Annotated in this window: 7 protein-coding genes and 1 pseudogene; 5 read left to right on the top strand and 3 right to left on the bottom strand. The window is 60.7% G+C overall.

Going from position 1 to position 14,142, the window contains the following annotated elements:
- Positions 1 to 5,760: pseudogene (locus T3A99_RS14950) on the top strand (LapA family giant adhesin); the annotation flags it as partial.
- A 139-nt stretch (positions 5,761 to 5,899) separates the two neighbouring features.
- Complete coding sequence (locus tag T3A99_RS14955; protein WP_047230543.1) at positions 5,900 to 6,238, top strand: hypothetical protein; 339 nt, start codon at positions 5,900 to 5,902, stop codon at positions 6,236 to 6,238.
- Between the two features lie 286 nt (positions 6,239 to 6,524).
- On the opposite strand, the gene T3A99_RS14960 is transcribed toward T3A99_RS14955, so the two are convergent.
- From T3A99_RS14960 to lapG, 3 genes are all read right to left on the bottom strand, one after another.
- Complete coding sequence (locus T3A99_RS14960) at positions 6,525 to 6,884, bottom strand: DUF6124 family protein (protein ID WP_274090585.1); 360 nt, start codon at positions 6,882 to 6,884, stop codon at positions 6,525 to 6,527.
- Positions 6,885 to 8,187: 1,303 nt separating this feature from the next.
- A complete protein-coding gene (gene lapD, locus T3A99_RS14965) occupies positions 8,188 to 10,134 on the bottom strand; it encodes a cyclic di-GMP receptor LapD (RefSeq protein WP_107321458.1) in 1,947 nt (648 codons plus the stop codon).
- Between the two features lie 14 nt (positions 10,135 to 10,148).
- A complete protein-coding gene (lapG, locus tag T3A99_RS14970; protein WP_370695181.1) occupies positions 10,149 to 10,772 on the bottom strand; it encodes a cysteine protease LapG in 624 nt (207 codons plus the stop codon).
- 273 nt (positions 10,773 to 11,045) lie between these two features.
- Between lapG and T3A99_RS14975 the strand changes: the two genes are divergently transcribed.
- The 3 genes from T3A99_RS14975 to T3A99_RS14985 all read left to right on the top strand — a co-directional run bounded on the left by T3A99_RS14975 (position 11,046) and on the right by T3A99_RS14985 (position 14,132).
- Positions 11,046 to 11,738 carry a GntR family transcriptional regulator gene (locus T3A99_RS14975; protein WP_076383236.1) on the top strand — a complete coding sequence of 231 codons (693 nt, stop codon included), beginning with the start codon at positions 11,046 to 11,048 and terminating at the stop codon, positions 11,736 to 11,738.
- A 688-nt stretch (positions 11,739 to 12,426) separates the two neighbouring features.
- Positions 12,427 to 13,203, top strand: a complete 777-nt coding sequence (locus T3A99_RS14980; protein ID WP_076383235.1) for a DUF3050 domain-containing protein — start codon at positions 12,427 to 12,429, stop codon at positions 13,201 to 13,203.
- Positions 13,200 to 14,132 (top strand): diiron oxygenase, encoded by a 933-nt coding sequence (locus T3A99_RS14985; protein ID WP_076383234.1) that lies wholly within the window; start codon positions 13,200 to 13,202, stop codon positions 14,130 to 14,132. Before T3A99_RS14980 ends, T3A99_RS14985 begins: the two co-directional genes overlap by 4 nt.
- The last annotated feature ends 10 nt before the right edge of the window (positions 14,133 to 14,142 follow it).

The raw sequence follows: 14,142 nt of genomic DNA on the forward strand, positions 1-14,142 counted from the left end.
TACACGGCAACCCTGACCAACCCCGCTGGTACTCCGGTCACCGTGACACTGAGCAACGGCGCGGTAATCAACATCGCCGCTGGCGCCACCACCGGCACGGTCACTGTCGATGCGCCAAAAGACGACGTCTACAAAGACGCCGGCAAGGTCGAAGTCAGCATCGACAACGCCACCGGCGGTAGCTTCGAGAACCTCGTTCCGAGCACGACTCCGGCAGTGACTGATGTCACCGACACCATTGATACTTCGACCGTCAGCCTGACCGCGACTTCCTCCGTAGCTGAAGGCGGCACCGTGGTTTACACCGCTTCGGTCAACGCCCCGGTCACCGGCGCTCCGTTGGTCGTAACGTTGAGCAACGGCCAAAGCATCACCATCCCGGTTGGCTCCAGCAGTGGTTCGGTCAACTTCGTGACCCAGAACGATGCCCTTGCTGGCGGCGACAACCTGAGCGTCAAGATTGATGATGCCCAGGGCGGCAACTACGAAAAACTGGACATCGACGCCACTCCAGCGGACACCACCGTTACCGACGTACAGAACACCACCGGTCTGAGCCTGAGCGCTACCGATTCGGTTGCCGAAGGTGGTCAAATCACCTACACCGCAACCCTGACCAACGCCGCTGGCTCGCCAGTGACCGTGACTCTGAGCAACGGCGCCGTAATCAACATCGCTGCCGGCGCTACCACCGGCACGGTCACTGTCGATGCGCCAAAAGACGACGTCTACAAAGACGCCGGCAAGGTCGAAGTCAGCATCGATAACGCCACGGGTGGCAACTTCGAGAACCTGGTGCCAAGCACCACTCCAGCCGTCACCGATGTCACTGACACCATCGATACGTCGACTGTCAGCCTGACCGCGACTTCCTCCGTGGCTGAAGGCGGCACCGTCGTTTACACCGCTTCGGTTAACGCGCCAGTCACCGGCGCTCCGCTGGTCGTGACGTTGAGCAACGGCCAGAGCATCACCATCCCGGTTGGCTCCAGCAGCGGTTCGGTCAACTTCGTTACCCAGAACGACACCCTCGCTGGCGGCGACAACCTGAGCGTCAAGATCGACGACGCCCAGGGCGGCAACTATGAAAAGCTGGACATCGATGCCACTCCGGCGGACACGAATGTCACTGACGTGCAGGACACCACTGGCCTGACGCTCTCGGCCACTGACACCGTTGCCGAAGGCGGTCAAATCACCTACACCGCGACATTGACCAACGCCGCTGGTTCGCCAGTGACGGTGACCTTGAGCAACGGCGCCGTAATCAACATCGCCGCCGGCGCCACAACTGGCACCATCACCGTCGATGCGCCAAAAGACGACGTCTACAAAGACGCCGGCAAGGTTGAAGTCAGCATCGATAACGCCACTGGCGGTAGCTTCGAGAACCTCGTTCCGAGCACGACTCCGGCAGTGACTGATGTCACCGATACCATCGATACGTCGACTGTCAGCCTGACCGCGACTTCCTCCGTGGCTGAAGGCGGCACCGTGGTTTACACCGCTTCGGTCAACGCCCCAGTCACTGGCGCTCCGCTGGTGATCACCCTGTCGAACGGTCAGAGCATTACCATTCCAGTCGGCTCCAGCTCCGGCTCGGTCAACTTCGTTACCCAGAACGATGCTTTGTCAGGTGGTGATTCGCTGAGCGTCAAGATTGATGATGCTCAGGGCGGCAACTACGAAAAACTGGACATCGATGCCACTCCGGCGGACACGACTGTCACTGACGTACAGGACACCACCGGTCTGAGCCTGAGCGCTACCGATTCGGTTGCCGAAGGTGGTCAAATCACCTACACCGCAACCCTGACCAATGCCGCTGGTTCGCCAGTCACCGTGACCCTGAGCAACGGCGCCGTGATCAACATCGCCGCTGGCGCCACCACCGGCACTGTGACCGTCGATGCGCCAAAAGACGACGTCTACAAAGACGCCGGCAAGGTCGAAGTCAGCATCGACAACGCCACCGGCGGTAACTTCGAAAACCTGGTACCGAGCACCACGCCAGCCGTCACCGACGTGACCGACACCGTCGACAACACCATCGTCAGCATCACCGGCAGCACCTCGGTCACCGAAGGCCAGGCCGCGACGTACACCGTGAGCCTGACGAACCCGGCGCAAACCGAAGTGACGCTCAAGATCGTCTACAGCGGTACCGCCGCCGACGGTACGGACTTCACCGGCGTCTACACCGTGAAGATTCCGGCCAATGCCACCAGCGCCACTTTCAACGTGGCGACGCTGGACGACAAGATCACCGAAGGTACCGAAAACTTCGTGGTCAAGATCGACTCGGCCACCGGCGGCAACTTCGAAAACCTGGCCGTCAGCGGCACCAACGGCAGCGTCAGTACCTCGATCATCGACAACGATGCACCGCCGGTACTGGACCTGGATGCCAACAACTCCAGCGGCAAGACCGGCGCCGATTACCAGGTGACCTTCACCGAAGGCACCACCGGTCCGGGCGTGTCCATCGGCGACACCGACCTGAAAATCACCGACCCGGACAGCACGATGCTGACCGGCGCCACCATCGTGCTGACCAACCGTCAGCCCGGCGATGCGCTGAACCTGGGTAACAGCGTCAACGGCATCAGCATCAACGCCAACAGCACCAACGGCACGGTCACCCTGACCCTGTCGGGCAATGCGACGCTGGCCGACTACATGCAGCAAATCAAGAACATCAGCTTTACCAACAGCAGCGACGACCCGAGCACCGTGCCGCGCATCATCACCGTGACGGTGACCGACGGCACAAACTACTCCAACACGGCCACCACCACCGTGAACGTGGTCGGGGTCAACGATGCGCCGGTCGCAACCGGCGGCGCGGTGACCGGTACCGAAGACACCTCGTTGATTCTTGGCTGGTCGACCTTTGGTGTCAGCGATGTGGACAGTTCGGCATCCAGCCTTGGGGTAAAAATCACCGGACTGCCCGCTGACGGCAAGTTGCAGTACCTGGACGGTGCAACGTGGAAGGACGTGGCCAACAACCAGACCTTCACCAAGGCCGACATCGACGCCGGCAAACTGCGCTTCACACCGGATACCCATGAGTCCGGCGCCAACGGCAACGCGAACGGCGTGGGCGATCAGAAATCCGATTACGCGCAGATCAAGTTCCAGCCAACCGACGGTCAGGCGCTGGGCACTACCGGCACCGTGAAGATCGACATCACGCCGGTCGCTGACGCACCGACCCTCAACGTAGCCGGGAACGCCGTGACCTCCACTGGCCTGGTCAAGGAAGTCTGGACCGGTCTGTCGGGCCTGGGCACCGATGGCAGCGGCGCGCCGTCCGGTACGCTGAAGTCGGTGATCGATGCCGCCGGAACCCCCAACAGCAGCACCACCGTGAACAACGTGCAGTCCGACAGCAACGTGAATCCGGGCACCGCATCGAAAACCTCGGGCCTGATTTTCCTCGAAGCTGGCAAGACCTACACCTTCAGCGGTACCGGCGATGACAGCCTGTTGGTGACCATCGGTGGCAAGGATGTCGCGGGCATCACCTGGGGAGCGGGCGGCAAGCTCAATGGCTCGTTCACCCCGACCACCAGCGGCTACTACACCCTGGACATCTACCACCACAACCAGACCGGCCCGGGCAGCTATGACGTGAACCTGTCGGTCAACGGCAGCACCCCGACCGACCTGAGCAGTGCCGGCGTGCCGCTGTACACCGGCGTGGCTGATCTGGTGAATGCGGGCGTGACTGTTTCGGACCTGCACGGCACCAATGGTGAAGGCTACTACGACGGCTTCAAGCTCAACGAAGGCGCCGAAGGCGGCAGTGTGAACCTGTCGAAGATCACCACGGCGCTGACCGATACCGACGGCTCCGAAAGCCTGAGCGTGAAAATCGGCGGGATCCCGGAAGGCAGCGTGCTGAGCGACGGTGCCGGCCACACGGCGACCGTGGGCAGCAATGGCGAGGCCTCGGTCACCGGCTGGAATCTGGGCAGCCTGACCCTGACGCCACCGACCTACTACAACGGCCAGTTCAACCTGACCGTAACCTCGACTTCCACCGAAGCCCTCGGCGGCTCGGCAACCACCACGGCGCAGATACCGGTCACGGTTCATCCGGCGGTCTACAACTCCGCCACGGCCACCTCTGGCAGTGACAACGTCACCGGCACCGACGGCAACGACATTGTGGTCGCCGACATCGGCGGGCTGACCGTCGTGCCAGGCGTCAACTACAACATCGCCTTCATGGTCGACAGCTCCGGCAGCATGAGCGCAGCGTCCGTCACAGCCGCCAAGGACTCGTTGACGTCGGTGTTCAACACCCTCAAGCAGAGCATGGGCGGCAACTCCGGGACGGTGAACATTTTCCTGGCAGACTTCGACAGCCAGGTGAATAAAACCGTATCGGTCAACCTCAAGGATCCGAACGCACTCGCGCTGCTCAAAAGTGTGCTGGATTCGATGGTGTCCGGCGGCGGTACCAACTACGAGGACGTGTTCAAGACCACGGCCAACTGGTTCAAGAGCAGCGAAGCCCTGAGCAACACCGGCGCGACGAACCTGACGTACTTCATCACCGACGGCCAGCCGACCTACTATCAGTCCGGCGAGCAGACGAACCCGACCTTGTATGGCGACGTGAAGCTCGACAGCCTGATCACCACGACCAACTACAAGCTGGGCCAGACGTTCAGCGCCGAGCTCGACAGCACGCATCGCGTTCAGGTCGACGCATCCGGCAATCTCACCCTGCTCACCTGGAAAAAATCCTGGGGCGGTTACTGGAGCAGTGAGGAATTGGGCACATTGCGCGCCCAAGGCGACGGCACCTATGAGTTGTCGTACCGCGACGGCACCGGCAGCAGCACCGGCTCGACCACCACCAGCAACTCCCTGAGCGCTTTCGCGCTGTTGAGTTCGGTATCTGGCGTGGAAGCCATCGGCCTGAACAAAGGCGTGACGCTGGATGACCTGAAGGACTACGACTCGGACAAGACTCCGCAGACCAACATCGATCCCAAGAACCTGGCCGACTCCATCATCGGACACACCGAAGCGACCCTGCCGGGCGCTGACACAGTCAACGGGGCAGACGGCAACGACATCCTGTTCGGCGACCTGGTGAGTTTCAATGGCATCGCCGGCGAAGGTTATCAGTCCATTCAGGCCTTCGTGGCCCAGCAGAGCGGTGTTGAAGTCAGCAAAGTCACCACCAGCAACGTGCACCAGTACATCACCGAGCACTACAACGCTTTCGATGTGTCCGGTGCCAACGATGGCAATGACACACTGCTGGGCGGTGCCGGTAATGACATCATCTTCGGCCAGGGCGGCAACGACCTGCTCAACGGCGGCAAGGGCAATGACATCCTGCTCGGCGGCAAAGGCAACGACACGCTGATCGGCGGCCAGGGCAATGACACCCTGATCGGTGGTCTGGGTGGCGACACCTTCGTCTGGAAGTCCGGCGACACCGGCACCGACGTGATCAAGGACTTCAAGGCCAGCGAGGGTGACCGGATCGACCTGCGGGATCTGCTGCAGGGCGAAACCGGCAGCACCATCGACAACTTCCTGAAGATCAGCACGGTCGATGGCGTGTCGTCGCTGCAGGTCAGCACCTCCGGCAAGTTCAACGCGGGCGACGCCGCAGCGGCCACCCCTGATGTGACGATCAAGCTGGAAGGTAACAACTGGTCGAACATCAACCTGAACTCGTTGATCGCCGGCAGTGATCCGACCATCAAGGTCGATCACAACAACAGCTGACCGTGGCTTAACGGCCGCCCTTAGGGGCGGTCGTACCGGGCTGCATCCAGGATGACGATTTTGTCGCCACCCTCCATACTCGCGCGCAGTTGGCCTATGCTGCCCAGCATGACGCCGCTTCATACATGAGGGATGCCCGATGTTTTATGTGCAACGCGATGCACAAGGCCTGCTGGTGCGCGTGGAAGCCACCGCTTATGCGGAGGCCACCGAAACCCTGCCGGCCGACAGCCACGAAATCCAGGACTGGTTCGCCAACCAGGCGGTAGAAAACAGCCTCAAGCAGCTCAAGCAGAGCGACTTGGAAATGATCCGGGTCCTCGACGACTTGATCCAGGTGCTGACCAGCAAAGGCGTCATCCGCGTCACCGACCTGCCCCCCGCGGCCCAGGCCAAGCTGATGGACCGCAACCAGGCCCGGGAAGCCTTGGGCGGGTTGAGCCGGTTGATCGATGATGATGAGAAAGGGTTGATCTAAGCCTGGTTCATCGGTGTCGGGGCTGCCCTCATCGCGAGCAGGCTCGCTCCCACAGGGGGATGGGGCAAGTCGCAGATATTGCCGTCACGCAGTTCTTATGTGGGAGCGGGCTTGCTCGCGAAAGCGGTGGGTCAGTTTGCGATGATGTTGGATGTGCCGACGCCTTCGCGAGCAAGCCCGCTCCCACAATTGGATTTGTGTCAGGGCACAGTTTTCCATTCGCCAACAGATCTCTTGTGGGAGCGAGCCTGCTCGCGATGGCAATCGTCAATCCACCACAGGCCTGTCAGTTCGACGCTTGAACCTCAAGCCGATCCATCGCCCGCTCCACCAACAAATGCACCCCGTCGGCCATTCGGCTGATCGCCAGGATCACGCTGCGGCGCGAGCCGTCGACGTCATCAGCCAGGTCGGCGGCGATGGCGCTGATGGACAGCAGGTCTTCGGAGGCATTGGCCAGTAAGGTTTCGGTGTCGATGTTCGGGGATACGATGAAGAGCTGGCCTGCTTGGGCCTCGTCGACGGGTTTGGGTTTGAGATAGTAGTCGAGAGCGCGCTCGGCGGCTTCGTCGAGTTTTTTTGCTTGCAGGGTTTCGACTCGGGATTTGGATGAGGGCTGTGGAGGGTTAGGCGTAGCTTTGAACATGGTTTGGGCTTCCTATTCAATTCAGAGCCGCCCTGGCTCGCTTGCACGCGATGAAGGGTGGCAGCTATGTGCGAGTGTGCAAGACCGAGTAAGACAACGCCCAAAAACCTCGGCAGACCCGAAGGTCTCCCGCACACAGCTGCCATAAAACATGAGCACGAATGCACGATAAGTGGCTGGTGATATTGTTGGGCGTCTTTCTAACCGGCTTGCACGCCGGTGTCACCGTTTTTTCAGTGACAAACCCAGACTAGCCACGGGGCAGACGCCGGACAAGTTCACCAAGTTCGCCACAACTCGAAGGAAATCTCCTAGGACCTGACTTTTAGAGGGGGTGTATATCCGTTTCTGCGGTAACGGCTACTGGCGGTTCCGCTCTTACAGCGGCTCACTTTTGGAAGAGCGCCAAAAGTAAGCAAAAACGCTTTGCCCCACCACTCGGCACCTCGCCTAGGCTCGGTGTGCCCTCACTCCGGCATTGCTCCGTGGGCCGCCGCGAAGGGCCATCCATGGCCCAGCGCGGCTACCTCGGCATCCATGCCGAGGTGCCCACTACGCAATACCTACGTTCGGCCAGCGTGGTTAACGGGGCGTCCCAGATCAAAAGCTTGGCGAGGCGGCCTGACAGCCGACCTGTTTTCTGATGACCGCGTTCATCCTGTGGGAGCAAAGCTTGCTCGCGATGGCGGTGGTTCAGTTGATGAAGATGTTGGATGTTGGATGTGTCGGCCTCATCGCGAACAAGTTTTGCTCCCACAAATCCTGCTTAAACTGGTCTGATGGTGCACAGCCGCAAGAGCAGGTCGGCTATAAGGCCGCCTCGCGAGCAAGCTTTGCTCCCACAAGTGCCTGCTCAAACAGGTCCGATTGATGCACAGCCGCAAGAGACAGGCCGGCTATAAGGCCGCCTCGCGAGCAAGCTTTGCTCCCACAGGTTCTGCTCAAACAAGTCTGATTGGTGTACACCCGCCAAAGCCAGGCCGGCTGTCAGGCCGCCTCGCTTTTGATTTTGATCTGGGGCCCCGTCAACCACGCTGGCCGAACGTAGGTATTGCGTAGTGGGCATCCCGGCATGGATGCCGGGATAGCCGCGCTGGGCCATGGATGGCCCTTCGCGGCGGGCCCACGGAGCAATGCCTGCGTTCGGGCATGCCGAGCCTAGGCGAGGTGCCGAGTGGTGGGGCAAGACCTTTTGGTTACTTTTGGGGCGTTTGCCAAAAGTGACACGCCGTAAGGGCGGAACCATAAGCCGCCGTTACCGCAGCAATGGATATGTACTCAGTCAGAAGAATACAAGGCCGTCTCACCCCCAACGCCGAGGCTCCCCAACCAACTGCCCCTGCACCCCAAACAACCCCATCTCCCGAATCACCGCCAACTCCCCCTCCGTCTCAACCCGCTCGGCAATCAACGGCAAGTCAATACTGTGAGTAGCACGCTGGATCGCTTCAATAAACAGGCGCTTGTCACTCTCCTGATCAATGGCACGGATATAGCTGCCATCGATCTTCAGATAAGCCAACCCCAACCGCGACAAGTTGCCAATCATGCTGAACCGCCCACCAAAACGCTGCAGGCTCAGGGAGAAACCAAGCTCACGCAGGTGCCGAGTCAACTCCTCCAGCACCGCTTGCTCCGGCAGTTGCTCTTCACCAATCTCCAGGGTCAAGCGCGGCCCAAGGTTGGAATGCGCCCGCAGGATCTCAAAGACCTTGTTCAGCGCCTGCGGATCGGCCAACGTCGCCGAAGACAGGTTCAACGCCAGGGACTGGTCATGCCCGGCCATTTGCTTGAGCACCTGTTCGAGCATCAAACGATCCAGACGCGCGGTCCAACCGAAGCGCTCCAGCCATGGCAGAAAACGCCCGGCGGGGATGGTCTGGCCCTGCTCGTCCAGCAGCCGTGACAGCACTTTGTAATGCAGCACCACCTGGGTGTCCTGGGCGGCCACCACCGGCTGGAAGTACAGCTCGAAGCGCTGATTGCTCAAGGCCTGGTCGAGCAGATTGTGCCAGGCATGATGATCGTCACCGACGCTGGCCGAGGCGCTGTGGTCCAGGCAGGCCCAACCCGGTTCGCCCTGGCTTTCGGCCTGGGCAAGGGCCTGGTCGCCGAGCTGGAGCACGGCTTGCGGCGAGTCGCCATGGACGAATGGAGCCAGTCCGATGGAGGCCACCGAAGCCACATCGGTCGCACCGGTGGCATGCAGGCTGGCCAAGGCGCTTTCGAGGTTCTGCGCCAGTTGCAGCGCTTCCTCGCGCACCAGCCCCGGCGCCAGCACGGCGAACTCCCCACCGCGGATGCGCGTCACCATGTTGTGGGTTTCAGGGTAGCGGGCGCATTCACGCTGTAATTGTTCGCCCACGGCCTTGAGCAACTGGTCGGTGCGCTGCCCGCCCAGCCGCTGGTTCAACCCGGCCAGGTCCTTGACCCGCAGCAACAGCAGATAACCGGAACTGGCCTGCTCGGGGTTGCTCACCCGGGCGTGGAGCTGCATTTCGAAATACCGCCGGTTGGCCAGGCCCGTGAGATTGTCCTGATAAGACTCGACCCGCAGTTTTTCGCTACGCTCGGCCTGCTCCTGAAACAGCGCCTTGAGCTTCTCGACCATCTGGTTCATCGCCTGCACCACCCGGCGCAGTTCCGGGGTACGCGGCAACTCCGGCAGGCTCAGGAACTCGCGACGGGCGATGGCATGGGACTGGTGCACCATGTAATCCAGCGGCTTGAGCTGACGACGCAGCAGCAAGGCCCCCAGCACCGCGCTCACCGCGCCGCACAGCAGCAGCCAGCCCAGACTGCCCAATGCGCTCTGCCACAGCTTGGCGAGGGCGAACATCGGGTGGCTGACCACTTCGACCCGCGCCGCCTGTTCCCAGCCACGGCTAACAATCGCATCGCCACCGGCCGGCTCCAGGCCGATGAGCTTGATGAACCATTGCGGCACGTTGCCGGCGTCGGGCGTGCCGGTGCGCTCGACGAGGGTTTGATCGGTGGCGACATCGACCACACGGATGGTTGCGTAATAGCCACTGTCGAAAATCGAGCTGACCATCAGCTCCACCATCGCCGGGTCGTCGATGTTCGGCGTCAGGGACAGCGCCAGCGCCGTGGCCGCGTCCTGGGCGTGGGAGCGCAACTGGTTGACGTACTGGGCCCGCGAGCTTTCCAGACTGACCATGAAGCTGCCGCTGAAGGCAACCACCAGGAACAGACAGATAGCGATCAACAGCTGTTTGAACAAGGACATCTGAGCGCGCGCTCCTAGTTAGTCGTCTCGACCGGAAAACCTTCGGCCTGCATTTTTTTCAACACATCCTGCCACCGGGACAGGCGCTTGGTGTCACCCACTTTCTTGTTGCCCTTGGCGCCTGGCAGCCACAATCCCTCGGCATTGAAAGAGTAGACCGGCAACAGATCGGTCCGCTGGCTGGCCGGCAGGATGCCGTCGATCAGGCTGTCGAGTACCAGCGGCATGGCATCGGGGGTTGCGTAGTAAGTGAGCACCATGTGCGCACGGTTCTGCCGCAACGCCTTGACGTAAGTGATGCGCAGCTTGTCACTGGACACCCCCAGACGACGCAGGCTGAAGTACTTGGCAATGGCGTAGTCCTCGCAATCCCCGGCCCCTTTCCACAAGGCCTGGATCGGGGTCTCCCAGTAATCGACCTGACGCCACAAGTCGATGTCTTCGACGTAGCGCACCCGTTTGTTGAAAAACAGGTTCACCACCTTGAGCTGCTCAAGCTCCGGCGTCTGCTTCTGGGTCGCCAACAATTGCTGCCAGGCATCGATCCGTTGCTGCCCTTCGCCCAACGGCCCATATAACGCTTGCGCCCGCCGGCTGATCTGCGCAAAGTCCCAGTCAGCCTGCAGGCCGCCCAGCATGAGGCCGGCCAGCAACAATGCCGAACACAGCCAGCGCAAGGACCTGGGAACAGGGAAAGGTGCAGCCAAGGGAAATACGTCCAAAAAGGGCCGTGGGAAATGCGTTGGATGGTGAAGCCTGGCCCGGCAAAAGACAATGGCAAGGTGCGATCACCACGAGCAGACTAAACTTTAGTTCAGGAACCGGGGCCGCGAGGTTTTGACGGCTTGGCAATCTGTAACTACTGTTGGCTTGGATCCAATTTTTGTTACTACCAGTCAGGGTGCGTTGTCGTGACACAGAAGCCCAAACCGCTAAGCACTATCCAGGTCAACGGGCCCGTTCCCGCTGCCCAGGCCCGCTCAATCATCGAAGAATCCCTGCGCGAGGCCATACTCGACGGGCGCCTGCCCTGCGGCACCGCCCTGCGCCAGCAGGAACTGGCCGACCTGTTCGGCGTCAGCCGCATGCCGGTACGCGAGGCCTTGCGCCAGCTCGAGGCGCAATCACTGCTCAATGTGGTTCAGCACAAAGGCGCCGTGGTAGCCCCGTTGATCACCAACAATGCGATCGAAACGTACGCCCTGCGTTCGGTCCTTGAATCTTTCGCATTGCGCTTGTCCATTCCCCTCCTCGATGCCGAGGACCTGGCCATGGCCGCCCATTACATCGAGCAACTGGAAGCCCAGACCGACCACGCTGAAATCGGCAGGCTCAACCGGCTGTTTCACATGTCGCTTTATCACAAGGCACCCAACAGCAAACTGCTGGACCTGATCGAGCGCGAGCTCAATGAGGAAGAACGCTTCTTGCGCTTCCATCTGTCGTCCATGGGCTTGGGCAAACTGACCCAGGACGATCATCGCGCGCTGCTGGAGGCCGCTACGGCGCAGGACATCGACAGAGCGGTTGCCCTGCTGGAGCTGCATCTGGAAAAAGCCTGCGTCACCATCCGTCGCTATCTGGAACAACAACCAAGCCGTTGACCTGCCCCCCGCGCCCCGAGGGGCGCATCACTTTCTTACACATCCCTCCTACACGGTTTCTCGCCCGCCCGACGAGGCCGCAGCGTAGCCGCGCCCTGTCGCCCCCATCAGTTCAATGGCACTGCCATCGATTTGGGCCCACTCTTGCGTTTGTCGATTAAAAAACAGACCTGAAGAAGTCAGCGCCTGGCCGCAGCCAGGCGAATCGAAGCCAACACGCAAGGAGCACCGCCCAACCGGCGGGATGATCGGAAGTCCGTCCGATGTCCCCCCCATAAAACAACAACTTCTTATTTCCCTGTCCCCTGAAGTGCTCCGAGTGAGGCATTCACTCAACTTCTTCGATTCTGATACTTCTCTATCGGAAGGAGCGGCTTCGCCTGAATAAAACTTATATTAAAAGTTTTAATACCCCTCTTCGCGCCCAATAAATAACCCCATTTAAATAATTAAAAAAACACTTGCCGCTTACTTGTTCGGTGTATTAGCTTTTTATCCGTCGAGTTGTTATCGACCGCTTACATTTATGGCTTAGGTCCGAAAAACCTTGCCCGCACGCCATGAATGCGTAGTTAAGACGAGCACTTCAATACTTTCGAAACTTATGGACTCCGGTTCAGGCACCCGCTCGCTTTTATTAAAGCCCGGGTGACTTTTCCGAACAAACAACATTGATGAGGACGTTCCGATGCAGCCAACCAAAGAACAACTATCTCTGAAAAAACACGCCCTTGGCCAACACCCGGTTTTTTCTGAAATAACATCAATCGATCTGCTGCGCCGTTTTATGCAAAGCCATGTTTTTGCCGTGTGGGATTTCATGTCACTGACCAAACGGCTGCAACGGGAGCTGACCTGTGTCCACTTGCCCTGGTTACCGCCGGCCGACCCACACGCTGCACGTTTGATCAACGAAATCGTCCTGGGCGAGGAGTCGGATGACCGCCCCGGAGCCGGCTATTGCAGCCATTTCGAACTGTACCTGGACGCCATGCGCGAGGTTGGCGCCGATACTCGCGCCATTGAGCAGTTCATCACCTTGCAACAGGAAGGCGTCAGTCCCGAAACAGCCTTGGAGAGCGTCGAAGTGGAGCCGGCGGCGGCCCGGTTCGTCCGCCAGACACTGCAAACGGCGCTGCACGCACCGGCCCACAGCGTGGCCGCCGCCTTCGTGCATGGTCGCGAGAGCGTCATCCCGCAGATGTTCCAGCGCATGCTGGACGCCTGGGGCATCGGTTTGGATCAGGCGCCGACGTTTCGTTACTACCTGCAGCGGCACATCGAAGTGGATTCCGAGGACCACGGCCCGGCAGCGGAAAAACTCTTGGCCCGGCTGATCGATGGCGACCCGCAGCGCGAAACCGAGGTGCTGGCCGCTGCACTCGCCGCCGTCCAAAGCCGCACCGCGCTGTGGGACGGGTTACGCCAGAGCATGGCCCAACCGCTGGCGCAGGTGGCGCCATGAACGCCGTCGAATACCAATCCTTCGCCGACGCCTGGGAAAGCCGCGCCACGATCCGCACCCGGCCACGGCGCCGGGTCGAAGACGACGACAAGTTGATCTTCCCCATGAGCCGTCAGCCCCTGGTGCACAGCCAGACCTTCCTCAGCCACTGCCCGCAACTGCGCGATTTTGTGCTGGTCCAGAGCCTCTACAAGTTCATCAACGATGTGGTGATCTTCGAGACCGAGCTGGTGGACCACACCGCCCGGCGCATTGCCAAGAACAGCTTCGGCATCGAGTTCCCGTTCGCCTGCCGCTACGACGCAATGACCGTGGTAGTGGACGAGGATTATCACGCACTGGTGGCGATGGACTTCATGCAGCAGACCATCGACATGACCGGCATCGCGCCGATCCCGTTGCCCGATCAGATCGAGCTCAGCCGCGCCATCCCGGCGACGCTGGCCCAGGCACCGGAGCATTTGCTCAGCGCCGTGGAGTTGATCTGCATCGCCATTGCCGAGAACACCGTGACCAACGAGGTGGCGGCATTCGCCCGGGATGATTCGGTCAAGGCGTCGATCAAGGGCCTGATGGCCGACCACTTGCTGGATGAGGGACGGCACTCCGGATTCTGGACGCGCCTGGTGCAAATCTACTGGCGCAGCGCGCCCGAAGCTGACCGCGATGCGATTGCGCGACTGATGCCCGGCTTCATCAGCCAGTACCTGGCGAGCGATCTGCAACAGGCGTTCGATTTTCAGCTGATCGCACACCTGCCCGTCGACGAATCGGTGCGCCAGTCACTGCGCGAAGAGGCCAGTGCGCTGGCGTATCCCATCAATCGTTTTCACCCGTTGGTGGGCAATATCACGCGCTTTTTTCGCAGCAGCTCGATGCTGGCGTCCCCCTGCGTGCGTGACGCCCTGGCCGACTACCTGACCCCATGAGGATCCGCCC

The organism is Pseudomonas sp. N-137, assembly GCF_034555295.1.
GTDB lineage: Bacteria > Pseudomonadota > Gammaproteobacteria > Pseudomonadales > Pseudomonadaceae > Aquipseudomonas > Aquipseudomonas rhizophila.

Excerpts from the sequence above, each read along its gene's own strand:
- T3A99_RS14955 (WP_047230543.1), top strand. The coding sequence starts at position 5,900 with ATGTTTTATGTGCAACGCGATGCACAAGGCCTGCTGGTGCGCGTGGAA.
- T3A99_RS14960 (WP_274090585.1), bottom strand. The coding sequence starts at position 6,884 with ATGTTCAAAGCTACGCCTAACCCTCCACAGCCCTCATCCAAATCCCGA.
- lapD (WP_107321458.1), bottom strand. The coding sequence starts at position 10,134 with ATGTCCTTGTTCAAACAGCTGTTGATCGCTATCTGTCTGTTCCTGGTG.
- lapG (WP_370695181.1), bottom strand. The coding sequence starts at position 10,772 with ATGCTGGGCGGCCTGCAGGCTGACTGGGACTTTGCGCAGATCAGCCGG.
- T3A99_RS14980 (WP_076383235.1), top strand. The coding sequence starts at position 12,427 with ATGCAGCCAACCAAAGAACAACTATCTCTGAAAAAACACGCCCTTGGC.
- T3A99_RS14985 (WP_076383234.1), top strand. The coding sequence starts at position 13,200 with ATGAACGCCGTCGAATACCAATCCTTCGCCGACGCCTGGGAAAGCCGC.